We start from the raw sequence: 18,983 nt of genomic DNA, 5'->3' as shown, positions 1-18,983 counted from the left end.
GAAAACGATTAATCCTGTTGGCGGTCGGAGGCGGCAGACGGTCTGGCCTCTCGCAGACAGCGGGCCATGTCAGCGCCGACCCTGATCGCCGTGTGCAGGCTGCCGGCATCCGCAGTGCCCGTGCCCGCCAGATCCAGTGCCGTACCATGGTCCACCGAGGTCCGTACAATGGGCAGGCCCAGGGTAATATTCACTGCACGACCAAAGCCCTGGTACTTGAGCACCGGCAGACCCTGATCGTGATACATGGCCAACACCGCATCGGCGTTTTCCAGCCAGTGAGGGGTAAACAGGGTGTCAGCCGGCAGCGGGCCGGTCAGTTCGATACCCTCTTCCCGGAGTTGCGCCAGGGTCGGCTCGATCACCTCAATTTCTTCCCGCCCCAGATGACCACCCTCACCAGCATGAGGATTGAGGCCGGCCACCAGAATACGGGGGCGGGCGATACCGAAAAAGGTTTTCAGGTCCTGATTCAGGATTCGGGTCACCTGCGTCAGCCGTTGCGGGGTAATCGCTGCGGCCACGTCTTTCAGGGGCAGATGGGTGGTCACCAGAGCGACCCGCAGCTCCTCTGTGGCCAGCATCATGACGACACGCTCAACACCACACAGTTCCTGCAAAAACTCGGTGTGACCACTGAAGGCAATGCCGGCCTCGTTAATCACACCCTTGTGAACCGGCGCGGTGACCATGCCATCAAAAACCCCCTCCAGGCAGCCATCAGCCGCCCGGGTCAGGGTATCCAGCACGTACTGGCTGTTGGCCGGATCAGTCCTGCCCGCCACCAGAGAGACAATGCCCGGAATATCCAGCACCGATAGCTCGCCGGCGCCACAAGCCACAGTATCGCCGGGCTGCCAGGCATGCAGGCTGATGTCCAGGCCGAGCATACTGGCCCGATCTGCCAGCAGTGCACGGCTGGCCACCACCACAATGCCCTGCTCCCGGGCCGCGGTGGCCAGTTGCAGACACAGTTCAGGACCTATCCCTGCCGGCTCGCCAGCAGTAAGGGCCAGCACCACCGGTTCAGTCATCAGGATTTGATCTCGACATAGGCTTCATCACGAATTTCCCTCAGCCAGTTCTGCAATTCGATTTCAAATTTGCGACGGTAAAGAGCCTGACGGGCCTCGCCATCCCGAACCTGACTGCTGATGTCCCGCTGCCGGCGATCTTCCACTTCCAGAATGTGCCAGCCAAACTGCGAGCGGAACGGCCGGCTTATCTCGCCCACGTCCGCATTCGTCATGGTCTCCTCAAACTCCGGTACCATCTGGCCCGGGCTTACCCAGCCCAGAGCACCGCCTTCTGAGGCGGACCCTGGGTCATTGGAAAATTCCCGCGCCAGGGCAGCAAAGTCCACACCATCCTGAAGCTGCGCGAATATATCGTTGATCTGGCGCTCCGCGCGCTCGTCGGTCATGACTTCGGTGGTGCGGATCAGGATATGACGCACCCGGGACTGCTCCACCACACTACGTTCTTCGCCGCCACGACGCTCCTGCACCGAGACCAGGTGAAAGCCACTGCCGCTTTGCAACACTTCGGACGGTTCACCTATCGGCAAATCCGGTACCACGTCGCTGACCAGCGAGGGCAACTGGCCCTGTGAGCGCCAGCCCATGTCACCGCCGTCAAGTGCGTTGCTGGCATCAGATTCGGCAACAGCAACAGACTGGAAATCACGGCCATCCGCGATTTCCTGACGCAGACGCTCGGCCTTGGCACGGGCCTCATTCACTTCCTGCTGGTCAGCAAAGTTATCCACCGCCACCAGGATGTGAGCAAACCGATACTCGGTGTTGTCAGTATTACCGGCCATCTGCTCAAGGTAATTCTCAACCTCGCGATCGGTCACTCTGATCCGGCCGTCTACCTGACGTTGCTGAACCCGGCTGGCCAGAACCTCACGACGGATCTGCTCACGGGCCTCCTGGTAGGAGACCCCCTCGGCTTCCAGCTGCCGCTCAAACTGATCCAGAGTCATATTGTTGCCCTGGGCAATCCGCACCAGGGTTTCGTTGAGTTCATTGTCACTCAGCCGCATACCCATGTTATCCGCCATCTGCAGCTGGATACTCTCGGTGATCAGCTGGTCCAGCACCCGCTCTTCCAGGACCTGACGGGGGGGAAGACCGGTGCCCTGCCCCTGCAGCCGGGACGTAATCGTGTTCACCCGGGCGTCCAGTTCAGACTTCAGAATGACACCGTCGTCCACGATGGCGATCACCCGATCCAGCAACTGGCGTTCTGCCTGGGCCACGGGCACTACCAGCAGAAGGGCCAGTAGCGCCATAAAATACACTGCCTTCAGGCGACGAATTGCCTGCATATTCACCTCGGTTTGTCATGGAAGACGGCACTCGTTTGAGCGCCTTCAGTCAATCTTGATTCGTGGTCCCGCATCCATAGCCTATGGCCGGCTACGGAAACGGCGGCGTTCGCGCTCATCGTAGCCGTAGAAAGCATCCGACAAGGTACTGGCAGTGCCACCGGAACCACCGATACCCTTGAGCTGAATCTGAAACAGAATACGATGATCCAGCTCCTGGTCGTCGGTCAGGATACTCTGGCCGACCAGTTGCAGACTCCAGCAACAACTATTGTACTCGATTCCCGCCAGTGTACCGGCGGTGCGGTCCAGCTGCGAGTCATAAACCCAGCGACCAATCAGGCTGACACTGTCTGTGACAGGAACCACCGCGCCAATATCCATCTGTTCGAATTCATTTCGTCTATAACTGTGGCCCAGCATCGCCAGATAGCGATAATCGGGTGAATGAAACATCAGTTGGGTGCGGGCTTCCTCAGTCTGGCTTTCACGGGGATCCCACAACGTGGAATAGCGCAGATCCAGACCATCCACAGGCCGCAGTGCCAGCTCGCCTGCCAGCGGGGAATCACTGCGCCGTTCGGCACCCAGTCCGTCCAGCGTCACTTCCCGGTCATCGTAGAAATAGACCTGACCCAGGCTCAGCCGGGCACGCTCGGCACCCGTCGCCATGTCATTGAAGCGACTGGTGAGTGCCACAGTCAGCTGATTGGCATCTGCCACCCGGTCACCGCCGGTAAAGCGGTTACGACGGAACAAATTATCGAAACTGAAAGACCGCAGACCCGCGTCAAAGTCCGGAATCTGATCCTGATCCGCTGGTGCATCCGCCCGGGCGTAGTAAAGCCGGGGTTCCAGTGACTGGTTCCATGCGCGGCCAAGCAGCTCCGTGGGTCGATCAAAATATAGCCCATTGTCCCACTCGAATACCGGCACCGTCCGGTCAAAGGAGCTGCTGCCCGGATCATAATCGTCCAGCTCATACCAGGTATGGTCAAGGGTCACTGAGGGCCGGCTGTAACCCCACGTGGCCCGCAGCGGCAACGCCAGTTCCGGCTCGACCCGGATGCGCTGACCGTTGGCCCGGTCGAGCCCGGTCAGCCCGGTGTTGTCCCGGTAGAACCAGGTGTACTGGCTGGCCAGGCCAAGCTCCAGAGGGCCAGCCGGCACAGTCGCTTCGTACCAGAGTTCCGGCAATTGCGAATACGGACGGTCCTGATCGGTCACCGTGTCGGTGATGGTCTGGTAACCGGCCGCATAGGCCTCAAACCACTGCCACTGATCCTGATAGCTGACGCCGCCACGACGCTCCAGATGGGTCGCACGACCGATATCCAGAGACAGGTTGAGGTCGCTCAGGTAGTCGTTATCGGAAACCACTGAATAATCGCCATAGCCGCGCCAGCCGCCACCAAACCGGGCCCGGGTACTGAAATCCAGTGCCCAGCGCTCGCCGGATTCACCCGGGTACTCGCGCCGGTAATCCGAATCCCGGTCGATATAGCCCAGTTGCAACACAGATTGCCCCCACCGGCTCAGGTAGCGACCCTCCGCCTCGGTAAACAAGCCACGACCGTTGATATACTGTGGTGTCAGGGTGGCATCGTAATGCGGCGCAATATTGAAGTAGTAAGGTGCCGCGATGGCCAGTCCACTGTCCGCACTGGAGCTACCGATGGACGGGTACAGGAAGCCACTCTTGCGCCGGTCGTCAATGGGGAAACTGGCCCAGGGCCAGTAGAACACCGGCACATCCTTTACCTGCAGGCGCACATGACGGGCGGTCCCGAAGCCTTCCGCCTGGTTAAGCCGGATGTCCGACGCCACTATGGACCAGTCGTTCTGATCCGGCGCGCAGGTAGTCAGATAGCCCCCCTCAATGGTCAGTTCCTGAGTACCGGTGCGATGCAGCCGGTCAGCCCGGCCACGCATCTCGGCAGCATGAAGCAGATAGGTGGCGTCATTCAGATCGAAGTAACCGGTGTTGACGTCGTAGGAGGCTTCGTCGCCCGTCAGCAGGACGCCTCCGCCCCGGGTCACCAGGTCACCCGACAAGGCAACCTGGCCGGAACGCTGATTGTAACGGGCCTCATCACCGGTCAACTGAATATCGCCCTGGGCAAACCGTACGTCGCCTTTCAGGTAGAGTTCGGCATCCATTTCGTAACGGGCAGACAACGCACTTGCCTCAATGACGCTGCCGCCTGCTCCATTATCCCTCGAGCTTTCGTCTGCAGCCTCGGGCTGCAGATAGCCGCCGGAGCAGAATGCCGGCAGTGCGTCCCGCTGCGCCCGCGGCAGCTGATCCCGGGGCCGCCAGTCAATGGCTGCGGCAGAGTGGTCTGCCACCGCTTCGCTGGCACCTGACAGCGGCATCTGGGTAACCGCAGCACCCACCGCCACCCCGAAAATCAAGGCCGGCCGGACAATCCGGCGGTGCAGACGCAGAGGCTTTGGAAGTAACACCGTGGCTGAGGTCCTGTGGCGATGGGCAAAGGCGTGAAAACGCGCCTAGTTTACACGGCTGCAGGGGGGTTGTTAACGAAGCATTGGTCAGCCACGGTAATTGTCTTCGAGGCCCAGCTTCTGGATGCGGTAATGGAGCTGGCGGGCGGTCAGCCCCAGCTCCCTGGCCGCGCGGGTCTTGTTGCCGCGACAGCGCGCGACCGCTGAGCGGATGGTTTCCGGGTCAGTGTCTGACAGTTTCTGATAGGGCCGGTCACCGGCGCCCTCGGCGAGTTTCCACCCCTGCACCAGGCCCGCTGTTTCCGGTATTCCGGAGATGGATGCCTGACGATCATGGCCCTCCACGGCGGACTCCATGCCCAGCAACTGCTCCATCTCACCGGCGTCAATCCGGCGGGTCTGCCCCATCAGCACGGCACGCTCAATGACATTTTCCAACTGGCGGATATTTCCCGGCCAGTCAAAGCTCTCAAGGCGCTCAATGACGCCATCCCCAAACTCAAGATGCTTGCAGTGCCGGCGATTGAACATATTCAGGAAGTGCAACGCCAGCAGGCGGATGTCCCCACTGCGTTGACGCAAGGGCGGGAGCATCAGGGGTATGACGTTCAACCGATAGAACAGATCCAGCCGGAACCGGCCTTCGTTGACCTGGCGCTGCAGATCCTGGTGGGTCGCGGTGATGACACGCAGATTCACCGGAATATCACGGTCACCCCCCACCCTCTGCAGCGTTTTCTCCTGCAGCAGTCGCAGCAGCTTGGCCTGCAATTCCAGATTCATGTCTCCGATTTCATCCAGAAAGAGGGTACCACCATCCGCCAGTTCGACTTTACCAATCCGGGCCCGCACCGCTCCGGTAAAGGCACCTTTTTCATGGCCGAACAGCTCGGCCTCCAGCAAATTCTCCGGAATAGCGGCGCAGTTGATGCAAATAAAGGGCTCACGGTGCCGTGGACTCCGGTCATGAATAAGCCGGGCAAAACGCTCTTTGCCGGTGCCCGATTCCCCCTGCAGCATGACGGTTGCGTCTGCCGGGGCAATCCTCAACGCCTGCTCCAGGGCATGCCGCAGTGCCACGCTATTGCCAATCACACCGTGGGCACCCACCTCCTCCGCAAGCGCGGACCGCAATGCCTGGTTTTGCTCCTCCAGCTGTTCGGTACGACGGGCAACCAGCTCCTGAATCCTCAGGGCCTGTCCAAACATCGCGGCCAGGATCTGCAGCAGATGCAGGTCGGCGCGAAATGGCCGGGGCCGGTCCCGCAGACGATGGCAGGCCAGCACACCAAGCACATCCCCATCCATGACAATCGGCATCGCAATAAAACAGACAGTGCCCTCCGGCAGGGTCTGACGATCCACGGCCCGGAACAGGTAACCACCCTCGTCATCAACATTCTGCACCACGCTGACGCGACCCGAGGCCATCACCTGCCCGGTAACGCCCTCTCCCGGGGCGTAAACCCCACGGCGACGCTCATCCTCCGTGAGCCCATAGGCATAACGTATCCGCAACGCCTGACCATCTCCGTCGGGCACCACGACCCGGCCACGGTTGAGGCCGACCAGCTGTGACATCAGCCGCAATACCGCGGGAATAGTCGCAGACAGATCGAGACTGCTGCCGAAGAGTTGCGCCGCCTGCGCCAGCAACAGCGATTCAAGCTCCAGATCATCATGGTGGTCCTGTCTGGCGGACATAACAGCCTCCTGTGCAGGGCTACAGTGACGGACTTTCCGGCAAGCCGGTGTCCCGGTCTGCCAAAGACCCCATGCAAGCAACAGACCACTGCATTTCATCCACCAACTATGGTCAGCTTCCCTGCCATCCAAAGTACCGGGTCAGCATCACCACGATGCTGTCCAGCAAGAATCCGATAACACCGATGATCAGTACCAGAGCCGCCAGCAGATCATAGGCCAGAATGTCTCTGGCATCGTTGATGGCGTAGCCGAGACCGCTGGTCACCCCGAGATATTCCGCGGGCACCAACACCACCCAGGCAACCCCCAGAGCCAGCCGAAAACCAGCCAGCATGTCCGGCGCCACAGCTGGCAGAACGAGCCGACGCAGCATCGCCAGATGGGAGGCGCCAAAATTACGGGCCACCTTGTAGTACATCGGGTCAATCCGCTGCACACCAAAGGCCGTGGAAAACAGGATTGGCCAGACCGCCGCCATGAAGATCAAAAAGACAATGGCCCCCTCCCAGGTTGCAAAAGCAAGCACCGCCACCGGCATCCAGGCCAGCGGGCTGACCATTCTCAGAAGCTGGAACGGAAAATTGGCCAGCTGACGGGCCCAGGTCAGACTTCCTAGCAGAATACCGATAGGCACACCCGCCACCACCGCCCACAACAGACCCTGGCCAATGCGGGACAGGCTCGGGACCACGATGGCTGAGAGCTGACCGCCTGTTACCAGTTGCCAGGCGGCTGGCAAGGCGTACTGAGGACCAAAACCGGCGAACGCGAAGGTGTCCGGGTTGCGACCTACCAGCCAGCCGCCGTACCACCAGATCGCCAGCAACAGCGCCAGGCCCGCCACCGGAAAGCCCAGCCTCGCCAGCCAGATCCGCAGCTGTGGTGAGCCGGGAATACCCGGGTTTGCCGCTACCGCGGGGTTCAGTATGCTCATAACGAAAATACCTCCTCCCGATCCCACAGACTGTCGGGATTGCCACCCGGCACATGGGCGGTCGGATACTTGCCAAGAGCCTGTTTCACGAAACGGTCATCCACCAGGTCACTCGCTACAAAGTCCGCATCGAGATCGCCGAGGAAGGTATTGTCGCCGCTGACCAGCGTGTCCCTCATGGCGTCCACCAGAAAGCGGGTAGCAGAGGGATAGGGGTAAGGTGCAAAGTCAATCCGGCCGTTACTCCAGGCGCCATGTCGGATCGCCATACCATCGTCGTAGTGCTCGGTACCGTAATGAGTCATGGCCCTGACCACGACCTTTGCCGGCATCGGCAAATAACCCTTGCCGTCCCGGGAAAGCATTTCAGCTACGGATTCCTTGTTGGCCTGGGCATAGGCCTCGGCCCGCACCAGCGCGTTCATGGCTTTCTGGGTCCACTCCGGATTCTGATTCACCATTTGCTCGTTCATGCAAATCACGCAACAGGGGTGGTTCTGCCAGATATCCCCGGTAAAGCGCAGCATGCGACCGCCTGCCAGCAGCTCTCCGGCAGCATTGAAGGGTTCGGCCACCGTAAAGGCATCAATCTGGCCCGCCGCCAGGGCTGGCGGCATCTCCGGTGGCGGCAGGATCAGCAGATTCACTTCGTCCGCCGCAAGCGTAGCCCCCTGATCCTTGATGACCGGTTTGAGGCCTGCCTGCTTCAGTGCTTTCTGCAAAAGCACATTGTGCACGGAGTACCAGTAGGGTACTGCCACCTGACTGCCTCCCAGGTCACCAAAATCCTTTGCCTGACTGCGACGCCCGACCACCACCGCAGACCCGCTGGTATGGGCCCAGGCCATGATCTTGACCGGAAACTGGTTGTTGTAACGCATCCACAAGGGAATCGGCTTGAGCAGGTGAACCAGGTTGAATCGGCCCGCCGCAAAGCCTTCCACCAACGGTGACCAGCCGCGAATCAGCGTGGGTGCCTCGACTTTCAGCCCCTCTTCCTCGAAGTAACCGTTGGCGTGGGCCACCAGTAACGCTGTGGCATCAGTGATCGGCAGGTAACCGATTTTTACCACCGGATTTGCTTCCGCCGGGGCATTGGCCCGGGCCAATCCGGACATCCCCAGGCTGGCAGCCAGACCACCGGCGGCGAGGGAATCCAGCATGAATTTTCGACGACCCTGATCAAGGCTGTAGTCAGTTGCTTCGGTTGAGGAACAGGAAGTGCAGTTACACATGAGCTGATTCTCCTTGGGCAAGGTAGGGCATGGCAGCAGGGTCCGCTGCGGCATCCGTTTCGGAAGATACCTCCATAGAGGCTTCAAAATGCTGCATGACGCTGCGGCGCAATGCGACAAAGTCAGGGTGCATCGGGTTTCGGGGCGACGGCAGACGATTGTCGAGCACTGCCCGGAACGTACCGGGGTTCCGGCCCATGACCACGATCCGGTCACCCATGGTGATGGCTTCATCAATGTCGTGGGTCACCAGAACCAGGGTTATTTTCTGGTCGTGGGCGATGCGGCTCACTTCCAGTTGCAGGGAACGACGGGTAAATGGATCCAGTGCGGAAAAAGGTTCATCCAGCAGAATCAGTTTGGGCTTGACCGCCAGCGAACGAGCCAGAGCCACCCGTTGCTGCTGACCACCGGACAGATCCTGGATGCGATCGTTTCCGCGATTGCCCAGCCCCACCAGGGCCAGCATTTCGTCAACCCGTTCTTTCAGGCCTTTGGATTGGCCGGTGAACTGCAGCCCCAGCGCCACATTCTGGGTTACCGACAGCCAGGGATAGAGGGCCGGGCGCTGAAACATCATATTCCAGTCGGAGTGGGGTCGGGTTACCTGGCGTCCGTTCACCCGGATACAACCGTCGGACGGCAGGCTGAGTCCCGCCAGCATGTGCAGCAGGGTGGACTTGCCACAGCCACTTTCACCGATCAGGGCGACCCGCTCTCCGGCGCCGATATCGAGGTTGAGATCATCGAGAACCAGCGGTCCCTGCCGGGAAAACCGGTGACTGATGGCGTTGATCTGAACTGCTGCTCCCATGTCGTCTCTCCATTCTGTCGGTTGGTGACAGCGGCGTACGGCTATCACTTCAGCTTCTCAAAACGAGTCGCTGACAGATTCAGAGCAATTCCGGGGCCAGAAGCGTCAAACCCCCGACAAAGCGCAGTTTTCCGGGAAACGGCTGCGAATTTCACCGCTGGTAGCCTGACCAACCAGCCTGACAAACCGGACATTGTCGACATTGTCCTGTTTGTTCAGGACGCGCAGATTCCCCCGAGACCCACCATAAAACCGATAACTCGCTGTTCCTTATCGACAATTACATAAATATCCGGCGCTGGCACAGTTGCTGCTGAGCACTGGATTGAAAACGAAACCAATCCGGATAACTGCCCACTGCAGGTCCAATAAGGAGACATAACATGAGCTCGACAGCCCTGAATGAGTCAAAAACTCCGCTCCGCCCGCTTGATGCAGACGGCCTGAAATCCCTCGGCGCCAAAGCGAAACTTGATCCGGCGAAAGTCAATACGCTGAAAGCCCACACAGTCTGTGAAGGTATTTTCCGGATGATGACTTATTGCCGGGACCTCAGCGGCCATTTGATTGACGAACCGCCCACCCTGCTCGGTGAAAACAACGCCCCGAATCCGTCCGAGGCTGTGTTGGCATCATTGGGGTCCTGCCTGCTGGTAGGCATCCATGCCAATGCCACATCTCGCGGCATCACTCTCTACAAACTGGAAGCAAATCTCGAAGGCGACATCAACATCAGCAGCGTGTGGGGGGTGGGCGATACCAGCGAGAAACGCCTTGGATTTACAGATATCCGGGTGACCTTCGACATTGACGGGGACTGCTCGCGCGAGGAGCTCGAAGAGCTGGTGCAGTGGGCGGACAAGTGGTCGCCGGTGGCGAACACCCTGCGTAACCCGGTCTCCACCAGCGTCGCCCTGGCCTGAATCAGGCAGGCGGACTTGAGCCCGGAAACACCGATCGGAAGGCTGAAAATGCCTGCAGCCTTCCGCTACTGCTCGCAAGGAGAACACCATGAATGCCTCAGCCCAGACGATCGCGCCGGACAGATTTCTGAACCATGCTCTGGAGATGTCCGGTGCCGAGCGCTCGGAAGACCCGGTCAGAGACCTGGTCAAACGCGCACTGGCTCCGGATACCATCACGATTGACCGAAAAGGCAAGTTTCCGGCCGCTTTCATGCATCAGCTGGGCGAGCTGGGTGGCTACCGGCAGCACCTGTCATCACCGGCATCCCGGGGCATTGGCAGTTTCAGCGCGGCTGTCAGGTCCATGGCAACGGTCTCTGAGGAGTGTATGTCGACCGGGTTCTGCCAGGACGCGCTGGCCTGGTATCTGGACAATGCGGACAATCCCGAAGCCCGCTCTCTCCTGCTGCCAGGCATCAGCGATGGCACGCAGCTCGGTGGGACCGGGCTGTCCAATGCCATGAAGCATTTCGCCAGCATCGAAAAGCTGAAGGTGTCCGTACGCAAAGTAAAAGGCGGCTACATGGCCAACGGTACCCTGCCCTGGGTTTCCAACCTGGGACCCGGCCACGCCTTCGCTTCTATCTTCCGGCGCGAGGATGACGATGGCCTGGTGATGGCTGTTATCCAGTGCGATCAGCCCGGCTTCCGGCTGCAGCAGTGCGCCGAGTTCACCGCACTGGAGGGCAGCGGTACCTACGCCTGCCATTTCAACAACAGCTTCATCCCGGACAACCATGTCATCTCAGCCCGGGTGCCGCAGCTGATCCGTCGAATACGCTCCGGTTTCGTCCTGCTCCAGATGGGCATGGGCCTGGGACTGGCCCAGGGCTGCCTGCAAATTATCCGCGACATGGAGCTGACTCACCATCACGTCAACCGCTATCTGGACGATCAGCCGGATATTCTGGAAGAGGCGCTGACCGACGCCTGGCAAGCCACGGAAGCCCTGGCCGAAGACATTCGCGACCCCAGTGACAGCCTGTTCGCCGATGTCCTGCAACTTCGCTACCGCGGATCAGAGCTGGCGCTGAAAGCCTCCCAGGCGGCGATGTTGCATGCGGGTGCCCGGGGTTATCTCGCCGACGCCCCGGCACAGCGCAAGCTCCGGGAGTCCTATTTTGTGGCCATTGTAACCCCGGCGATGAAGCACATTCGCAAGGAGCTGGACCGGCTGGGCGCTCTTTAACAGACCATTTCCGATAACCACACCAACCTCGCACCTGCCAGGAGCCAGACATGAAACAGCCCTATCGCCGCTACCTGTGTTACGTGTGCGGCTATATATACGATGAAGCCAAGGGTGATCCGGACGGTGGCCTGCCACCGGGGACCCGCTACGAAGATATCCCGGATGACTGGGAGTGCCCCGACTGCGGCGTCCGTAAAGCAGAATTCGAATTGCTGCCGGAACGCCCGGAAACCGCGGATAATGCACCGCCGCCCGCTGCGGCGCAAAGTCTGCAAGGCCCCCATGAGCTGCCGGCGGACCCAAACCAGATCGTCATAGTGGGAGCCGGTATGGCGGCCTGGGCCCTGGCGGAAAATCTTCGGGCAGAAGACCCGGAACGCTCCATTATTATCGTTACCCGCTGCAGTGGTGATGTGTATAGCAAGCCTCAGGTGTCACTCGCTGCCGGCAACGAACAGACTCCAGATGCCCTGATCCGGCACCTGGGGGCTGAGCGGGCAGCGGCCCTGAATATCTGCCTGATTGCCCGTACCCGCTGCCTGTTCATTGACACTCGCCGCCGGAAACTGATCACGCCCCGGGGAGGATTGCCCTATGGCGATCTGATACTGGCGTCCGGTGCCAGCCAGATCCAGCCTGACTTCGGAAACACTACCGGACTGCCAGTCTGCCAGGTCAACAGTCTTGATGACTACCGGGCGTTCCGTGCATTTCTGCAAAAGCCACGATGTCACGTTGCCATACTGGGTGCCGGACTGATTGGCTGTGAATTTGCCGATGATCTTGCCGAGGCCGGTCATCAGGTAACGCTGATCGACCGCAACACCTGGCCGTTGGCGAACCTGCTGCCGCCCCCTGCCGCCGAACTGCTGCAGCAGGCTCTGGAAAAAAGTGGCATTCAGTGCCGGCTCGGAGTGTCAGTGGAGCACATCGAGGCGGACCAGAATCCCCATAAGAGCGCGAACGAAAAGAATCAGGGGCGTTCATACAAAGATCTTTACCCGGTCTCGATAAGGTTGTCGGACGGATCGGAACTCGGAGCTGACGTGCTGCTCACCGCGCTTGGTCTTGCCCCGGAGCTCTCGCTCGCCATTCGCAGCGGGCTGGCGACCGCCAGGGGGATATCCGTGGATCAGTACCTGCGCTGCTCCGAAGAGCACCTGTACGCCCTTGGCGACTGTATCGAAATCGACGGTGCGCTGATGCCCTATGTACGTCCACTGAAGGCACAGGCAAGCGCACTGGCCAGGACCCTGACCGGCAGACCCACGCCCTATCAGCCGGCGCCCTGCCCCATCATCGTCAAAACACGCTCGCTGCCGCTGACAGTGTTCCCGCCCACAGGCCCGGGCCAATGGCAAAGTGACTCCAGCGGCGATACCAGGATCATGGAGCACCTGTCCCATGAGGGTGAACTCAATGGATTCGTCCTTACCGGCAGCGCCACCCGGCAATCCCGGCATTACGAGGCCAGGATCCGGCAGCCGTAAGGCGCTGGCCGCGGTTCAACTGTCCGTTTTCATCGTCACCACCGTCTGCTAACGTTCAGATCTGACGCAGGGTATACTCAGGCAACCCTGCACGGCGGCAACAGGTCTGACACCATGACGAACAGCACACACAGCGAGCAAGACACCCGGCTGGACCAACTGACTCGCTGGGTACGGCAACAGCCGGGCTGGAACGAAGCGAGACTGGTACCGGTCAGTGGCGATGCCAGTTTCCGCCGTTACTTCCGGGCGACTACGTCAGGTCAGGGTACCCAGAAACACACGGCCATCGTCATGGATGCGCCGCCAGACCACGAAGACTGCGGCCCATTCGTCAGAATCGCCCGCCACTGGCAGCAGCAGGGCATTTCGGTACCGGCAATACTGGCCGAGGATCTGAACCAGGGTTTCCTGTTGCTGGAAGACTTTGGTGACCGGTTGATGCTTGGCTGCCTCAATGGCGTCAATGCCGATGAGCTCTATCAGCAGGCCATGACCGAATTGCTGGCCATCCAGCAGCTACCCCCGGCTGCTGACTGGCCTCTGCCTGCTTACGACACCGAGCTGCTGGATCGTGAGATGGCGCTGTTCCCGGACTGGCTGCTGGCCAGACTGCTGGGACTTGACCTGAGCACCACTGAGCAGAGCCTGCTTGAGACGACCTTTGCGTTTCTGCGGGAGAGCGCCCTGTCGCAACCTGAGGTGACGGTACACCGGGACTACCATTCCCGTAACTTGCTGATCCGCCCCGACCAGAGCCGGCCCGGGGTCATTGATTTTCAGGACGCGGTCACCGGCCCGGTTACTTATGACCTGGTATCGCTGCTGAAGGACTGTTACATCACCTGGCCGGAAGCCCGGCGCAACAAATGGCTGGAGCACTACCGCCAGATAAGCCACGCAGCAGGCCTTCATAACGCCGATGAGGCCACCTTCCGGCAATGGTTCGAGCTGATGGGCATGCAGCGCCACCTCAAGGCTGCAGGGATTTTTGCGCGCCTGTCACTGCGGGACGACAAGCACGGCTATCTGCCTGACATCCCCCGCACCGTCGGTTACCTGGTTGAGGCCAGCAGTCGGCAACCGGCGCTGCGACATTTCCACCGTTTCCTGACCGATACCGTAATGCCCGCACTGCACCTGGTCATCACCGACAACATGGACAGCGGAGCGCCGGACTCATTGTGAAAGCACTGATACTGGCCGCGGGCAAAGGCGAACGTATGCGGCCACTGACCCTGAATACACCAAAACCCCTGCTCCTGGCCGGCGGCAAACCACTGATCGTTCATCATATCGAGCGCCTGCAGGCAGCCGGCTTCAGGGAACTGGTCATCAATCACGCCTGGCTCGGCGAACAGATCGAGCAGACCCTGGGCGATGGTCGCTCCCTCGGCGTATCCATCGAGTACTCCGCCGAGGGTGAACCCCTGGAAACCGCCGGCGGCATCGTCCGGGCCCTGCCACAACTGACCCGGAACAGTGACTGGTTTGCAGTGATCAACGGGGACATCTGGTGTGATTTCGATTTTCGCCAACTGCAGCCACTGGCATCGGCAAAAGCCCTGCTGGTACTGACGGACAATCCCGGACACCATCCCGACGGAGACTTTCATCTTGACGACGACGGCCTGGTGCTGAGCGAAGGACAGCCCCGCCTGACGTTCAGTGGTATCAGCCTGCTGCACCGGTCGCTGTTTGACGGCCTTACCCCGGGTAGCCGGAAACTGGCACCGCTGTTGCGTGAAGCCATGGTGGCCGGGCAGGTACAAGGGCTTTACCATCCGGGAGCCTGGCTGGATATCGGCACGCCGGAGCGCCTGCAAATGCTGAACCAACAGCTCGCCAGCCCAGAACTGCCCAGATCATGAATGACACCAACCAGAAACTCCCGCGGCTTTCGCCACGGCTCCAGCGCCGCCTGAATGCCCTGATGGCAGAATTTTCTGACCGGCAGTTCCAGCCGGGAAAACTGCTTGCTCAACACCGCCTGCTGCCCGGCAGCCGACGACTCCTGTTCTTTTTCCTGGGTTATGTGGCCAAGGCCGAAGGCCGCGTCACCGAGACAGACATCCGCTATACCGAATCCCTGATGCAGGGACTGAACCTTGGCCGCAGCGCCCGACGCAAGGCTATTGCCCGGTTTCATCAGGGTCGCGACAGCAAAACCCTGCCGGCCCTGAAAGGCACCGGGTTGCGGCTGTTGCTGTCGTTGCGCCTGAACACCTGCCTGCTGATTGCCCTCTGCCTCTGCCATGCCAGCCAGCTGGGTGGACGCCCTGGCAAGCCGAAGCGCTACCGATGCGAGGATGCACTGGACCAGATCGGGCTTCCGCTGGAGGTAATGGACGACATCTTTGCCTGCTACGCCCGGGAGATATGGCAAGCGGATCTGCCCGCCAGACCCAAAAGCTATCATGATGCCTGTCAGATTCTCGGCGTATCGTCCCGGGACACCTTCGATGCCATCAAGAAAAGTTACCGCCGGGAAGTTTCCAAGGTCCATCCGGACAAACTCTCGGGAACACTGACCCGGGCGCAGGAGGAACGGGCCCGGGACCAGTTGATGCGGCTGCAGCAGGCCTGGGAAATTGTCCGCAGTCAGCAGCGCATACAATAGCCGGGGCCAGCGTCTTTACTTGAGCCAGCTTATGATGCGGCCAGCCAGCACGGCTGAATCCCGCCCGCCGGGCCTCGCGGATATGGCAACCACGGACCCCTGAAAACGCTCGACCCCGGCGCGCCTGAATGCGGCTGCGCGGGTGGAGGCCGGTTCGCGGGCATGCAGATCCAGTACGGCAACCGGACTGAACGGCGCTATCAGGTCCTCGTCGCTGGCCAGAGCGAAATCCGGCGCTATCCAGACCACTCTTGTGACCCCGGGCAAGCCGGACAACAGGCTCTGGTACAGCAGTTGCGCACTCCAGCCTACGGTAACGATAACCCGCTCACCGTAACCCTGCTCACCGAGCCAGGCCATGCCTTCCGTCAGCCGGGCATGGTGCTGAAGATAATAGCGGTCGATCATCTCTTTGCGGGTGTCATCGTTGACGTCAATCATGACCGATGCCACGCCGTCATCTTCCTCGAGGCCTGTGCCAGCACCGGGGTTCACCGCCGCAGCCTGCTGACGTATTGCGGCCATAACCGCCGGGGATGCCTCTTCAACGCCCATACTGAGAGTGCCCCACCCGGCCGCCGCTAACCGCTGCCGCAGGCCCTCCAGCAGTGGTGCATTGGCAGACTGTCCCTGATCCGCCAGCAGCAGAATGCCACCGTGAGGCTCTGCGCTGGTTTCGGCCTCAAACAGCGCCAGAGCCGGACTGAAGTCCTCTGGCTCCAGCCAGACAGCAAGCTCCGGGTAGCGGCGAGCCAACGCGTGGCTGCCAAAACTCATACGGATCATGGGCCTGTCCGCGGAGCCTGTTGCTGCGCTCGCAGCTCCCGCCTCATCGGTCACGCTGTCTGTGTCACTTCTGTCCTGGCCCACAGCCGCCGGAGCTCCGACCATCAGCAGTGCCAGCAGTAATCCACCCAACCCGCCAGATGCCCGGGAGGCAATGAAATCTCGATAGGCCACACACAATCTCCGGATCAAACTGGTAGAATCACGTCCATAGCATGAGAACTGTAGCACCAGACACGCGATGACACCCGCGCCCAACTGGCAACCTTGGCCATTGAGGTTTACATCGCGTCCCCTCTGGCGGCAATCTCCGGACCTCGACCTGTTGAAGTGAGCACCATGAAACAGCCCAATCTGATCGCACCCTCCATTCTTTCCGCCAATTTTGCCCGCCTGGGGGAAGAAGTCGACAATGTACTGGCGGCGGGTGCAGACGTGGTTCATTTCGACGTCATGGACAATCACTACGTGCCCAATCTGACCATCGGCCCCATGGTCTGCGAGGCGCTGCGCAAACACGGCGTTACCGCCCCGATTGATGTTCACCTGATGGTGTCACCGGTGGATGACCTGATCCGCATGTTCATTGATGCCGGCGCCAGCTTCATCACCTTCCATCCGGAAGCGTCCAATCACATCGACCGCTCACTGCAGCTGATCCGGGAAGGCGGTTGCAAGGCCGGCCTGGTGTTCAACCCGGCGACGCCGCTGCACCACATCAATCACGTCATGGACAAGCTGGACATGATCCTGCTGATGTCGGTGAACCCTGGCTTTGGTGGCCAGAAGTTCATTCCCGGCACCCTCGACAAGCTCCGGGAAGCCCGCAAGCGTATCGACGACAGTGGTCTGGATATCCGCCTGGAAATTGATGGTGGTGTCAAAACCGACAATATCCGCGAAATCGCCGCCGCCGGTGCCGATACCTTTGTGGCCGGCTCTGCCATCTTTAACACCAGTGACTACAAAGCCACAATCGACGCCATGCGCGCCGAACTGGCAAAAGCCTGATGAGCCTGAGCGGTCTGTTCAACGAACGCTGGCCCAGAGTCGCCCTGTTTGACCTGGATGGCACCCTGGTGGACAGCGCTCCAGATCTGGCGGCGGCCGTTGACACCATGCTGGAACAGCTGGGCCGCAAGCCGGCCGGTATCGAAAGTGTTCGTCAGTGGGTCGGCAATGGCGCCACCGTGCTGGTGCGCCGTGCCCTGGCCGGAAACATCAACTGGGAGCCCGCGTCCGGGAAAGACGAGGCCCTGTTCAGTGATGCCCTCGCCATGTTCTTTTCCGCCTATGGCGACATCAATGGTCAGCATTCGGTGGTCTATGACGGGGTAGAGGATTGCCTGAAGGAACTGGCGGCTCTGGGCTGCCGCCTGGCGGTGGTCACCAACAAGCCGGAACGGTTTGTGGCGCCGCTGCTGGAACAGATGGGGCTGGAGCACTGGTTCGAGCTGACGGTGGGCGGTGACACCCTGCCGGTCAAGAAACCTGATCCGGCGCCGTTGCTGCATGCCATGCAGGCACTTGGCGGACGACCCGGTACCACGGTGATGGTGGGCGATTCTGCAGCCGACGTTAATGCTGCCATTGCCGCCAGCATTCCCTGCGTCGCGGTCCGTTACGGCTATCACTACGGGCCGCGCATTGAGTCACTGGGAGCGCATGCAGTGGTTGATTCACTGGCCGAGCTTTTGTAACCTCACAGGATACTTTTCCGTTCACCCTTTCCATACGGGAGATTCCTGCCGTGCAGGGACTGAAACTGACTGCAGCGCGAGGCACCCTGACTACCCGCGCAACACGATGGTGGCGATGGCGTACCGGCTGAGCAAAAAGCCAGGGCGGCGCCAGCAACAGGCTGGCTGAATCACCGCCACAACCGGCCCTGACTCACCGTGATCACATGGTGATGCAAACAGGCCCCAGTCAGATCAGATTTCAGGAACTCTTCACATGACACCCGAGCAATTCACGGCACTGGCCGAGTCTGGCTATAACCGCATTCCCGTCTACCGGGAAGTCCTCGCGGACCTTGATACGCCCCTGAGCACCTACCTCAAACTCGCCAGCGGCCCCTACTCCTATCTGTTTGAATCCGTGCAGGGTGGCGAAAAATGGGGGCGTTACTCCATCATCGGCCTGCCCTGTCGGGAAGTGCTCAAGGTCAACGATCACCAAATCACCATTACCCGTGACGGCAAGGTCATTGAGGAGACCGAAGCGGACGACCCCCTGAGCTTCGTCGCAGACTACCAGGCCCGATTCAATGCGCCGGATCTGGACGACCTGCCCCGCTTCAACGGTGGCCTGGTGGGTTACTTCGGCTACGACACCGTGCGTTACATTGAAAAACGCCTGCGCAACAGCTGCCCGCCGGACAAGATCGGCACTCCGGACATTCTGTTGATGGTGTCCGATGAGATCGTGGTGTTTGATAAC

General features: G+C 60.4%; 16 protein-coding genes and 1 pseudogene. 9 read left to right on the top strand and 8 right to left on the bottom strand.

Annotated elements, in window-relative coordinates; all coding sequences use genetic code 11:
• Positions 1-8: 8 nt before the first annotated feature.
• The 7 genes from pdxA to AAC035_RS01420 all read right to left on the bottom strand — a co-directional run bounded on the left by pdxA (position 9) and on the right by AAC035_RS01420 (position 9,488).
• Positions 9-1,034 (bottom strand): 4-hydroxythreonine-4-phosphate dehydrogenase PdxA, encoded by a 1,026-nt coding sequence (pdxA, locus tag AAC035_RS01450; RefSeq protein ID WP_339799307.1) that lies wholly within the window; start codon positions 1,032-1,034, stop codon positions 9-11.
• Positions 1,034-2,332, bottom strand: a complete 1,299-nt coding sequence (locus AAC035_RS01445) for a peptidylprolyl isomerase (protein ID WP_339799306.1) — start codon at positions 2,330-2,332, stop codon at positions 1,034-1,036. The genes pdxA and AAC035_RS01445 overlap by 1 nt, the downstream gene beginning before the upstream one ends.
• 81 nt (positions 2,333-2,413) lie before the next feature.
• Positions 2,414-4,708, bottom strand: coding sequence for an LPS-assembly protein LptD (locus AAC035_RS01440; RefSeq protein WP_339799335.1), 2,295 nt, complete (start codon positions 4,706-4,708; stop codon positions 2,414-2,416).
• 177 nt (positions 4,709-4,885) lie between these two features.
• Complete coding sequence (locus tag AAC035_RS01435) at positions 4,886-6,502, bottom strand: sigma 54-interacting transcriptional regulator (RefSeq protein ID WP_339799304.1); 1,617 nt, start codon at positions 6,500-6,502, stop codon at positions 4,886-4,888.
• 112 nt (positions 6,503-6,614) lie between these two features.
• Positions 6,615-7,439 carry an ABC transporter permease gene (locus tag AAC035_RS01430; protein WP_339799302.1) on the bottom strand — a complete coding sequence of 275 codons (825 nt, stop codon included), beginning with the start codon at positions 7,437-7,439 and terminating at the stop codon, positions 6,615-6,617.
• Positions 7,436-8,674 carry an ABC transporter substrate-binding protein gene (locus AAC035_RS01425; protein ID WP_339799301.1) on the bottom strand — a complete coding sequence of 413 codons (1,239 nt, stop codon included), beginning with the start codon at positions 8,672-8,674 and terminating at the stop codon, positions 7,436-7,438. Before AAC035_RS01425 ends, AAC035_RS01430 begins: the two co-directional genes overlap by 4 nt.
• Positions 8,667-9,488: an ABC transporter ATP-binding protein gene (locus AAC035_RS01420; protein ID WP_339799299.1), complete on the bottom strand. Its 822-nt coding sequence runs from the start codon at positions 9,486-9,488 to the stop codon at positions 8,667-8,669. The genes AAC035_RS01425 and AAC035_RS01420 overlap by 8 nt, the downstream gene beginning before the upstream one ends.
• A 383-nt stretch (positions 9,489-9,871) precedes the next feature.
• Between AAC035_RS01420 and AAC035_RS01415 the strand changes: the two genes are divergently transcribed.
• From AAC035_RS01415 to AAC035_RS01390, 6 genes are all read left to right on the top strand, one after another.
• On the top strand, positions 9,872-10,411 hold the full coding sequence (locus AAC035_RS01415; protein WP_339799297.1) for an OsmC family protein: 540 nt from the start codon (positions 9,872-9,874) through the stop codon (positions 10,409-10,411).
• 88 nt (positions 10,412-10,499) lie between these two features.
• A complete protein-coding gene (locus AAC035_RS01410; protein WP_339799296.1) occupies positions 10,500-11,642 on the top strand; it encodes an acyl-CoA dehydrogenase family protein in 1,143 nt (380 codons plus the stop codon).
• Positions 11,643-11,692: 50 nt separating this feature from the next.
• The gene (locus AAC035_RS01405) at positions 11,693-13,135 is read left to right on the top strand and encodes an FAD-dependent oxidoreductase (RefSeq protein WP_339799294.1); all 1,443 of its coding nucleotides are present in this window, start codon (positions 11,693-11,695) and stop codon (positions 13,133-13,135) included.
• Between the two features lie 114 nt (positions 13,136-13,249).
• Positions 13,250-14,323 carry a phosphotransferase gene (locus AAC035_RS01400; protein ID WP_339799293.1) on the top strand — a complete coding sequence of 358 codons (1,074 nt, stop codon included), beginning with the start codon at positions 13,250-13,252 and terminating at the stop codon, positions 14,321-14,323.
• Positions 14,320-15,006 (top strand): N-acetylmuramate alpha-1-phosphate uridylyltransferase MurU, encoded by a 687-nt coding sequence (murU, locus tag AAC035_RS01395; protein WP_339799291.1) that lies wholly within the window; start codon positions 14,320-14,322, stop codon positions 15,004-15,006. Before AAC035_RS01400 ends, murU begins: the two co-directional genes overlap by 4 nt.
• A complete protein-coding gene (locus AAC035_RS01390) occupies positions 15,003-15,755 on the top strand; it encodes a DnaJ domain-containing protein (RefSeq protein WP_339799289.1) in 753 nt (250 codons plus the stop codon). Before murU ends, AAC035_RS01390 begins: the two co-directional genes overlap by 4 nt.
• Before the next feature lie 15 nt (positions 15,756-15,770).
• Here AAC035_RS01390 and AAC035_RS01385 read toward each other — a convergent pair whose 3' ends face one another.
• Positions 15,771-16,715: a DUF3530 family protein gene (locus tag AAC035_RS01385; RefSeq protein ID WP_339799287.1), complete on the bottom strand. Its 945-nt coding sequence runs from the start codon at positions 16,713-16,715 to the stop codon at positions 15,771-15,773.
• Positions 16,716-16,880: 165 nt separating this feature from the next.
• Between AAC035_RS01385 and rpe the strand changes: the two genes are divergently transcribed.
• From rpe to AAC035_RS01370, 3 genes and pseudogenes are all read left to right on the top strand, one after another.
• Entirely contained in the window at positions 16,881-17,552 is a 672-nt protein-coding gene (rpe, locus tag AAC035_RS01380; protein ID WP_339799285.1) for a ribulose-phosphate 3-epimerase, read from the top strand.
• The gene (locus AAC035_RS01375; protein WP_339799283.1) at positions 17,552-18,241 is read left to right on the top strand and encodes a phosphoglycolate phosphatase; all 690 of its coding nucleotides are present in this window, start codon (positions 17,552-17,554) and stop codon (positions 18,239-18,241) included. Before rpe ends, AAC035_RS01375 begins: the two co-directional genes overlap by 1 nt.
• Before the next feature lie 256 nt (positions 18,242-18,497).
• Positions 18,498-18,983 (top strand): annotated as a pseudogene (locus tag AAC035_RS01370) (anthranilate synthase component I); the annotation flags it as partial.

This window comes from uncultured Marinobacter sp. (genome assembly GCF_963974375.1).
Taxonomy (GTDB): Bacteria; Pseudomonadota; Gammaproteobacteria; order Pseudomonadales; family Oleiphilaceae; genus Marinobacter.
This window is presented reverse-complemented; position numbering and strand designations above follow the sequence as displayed.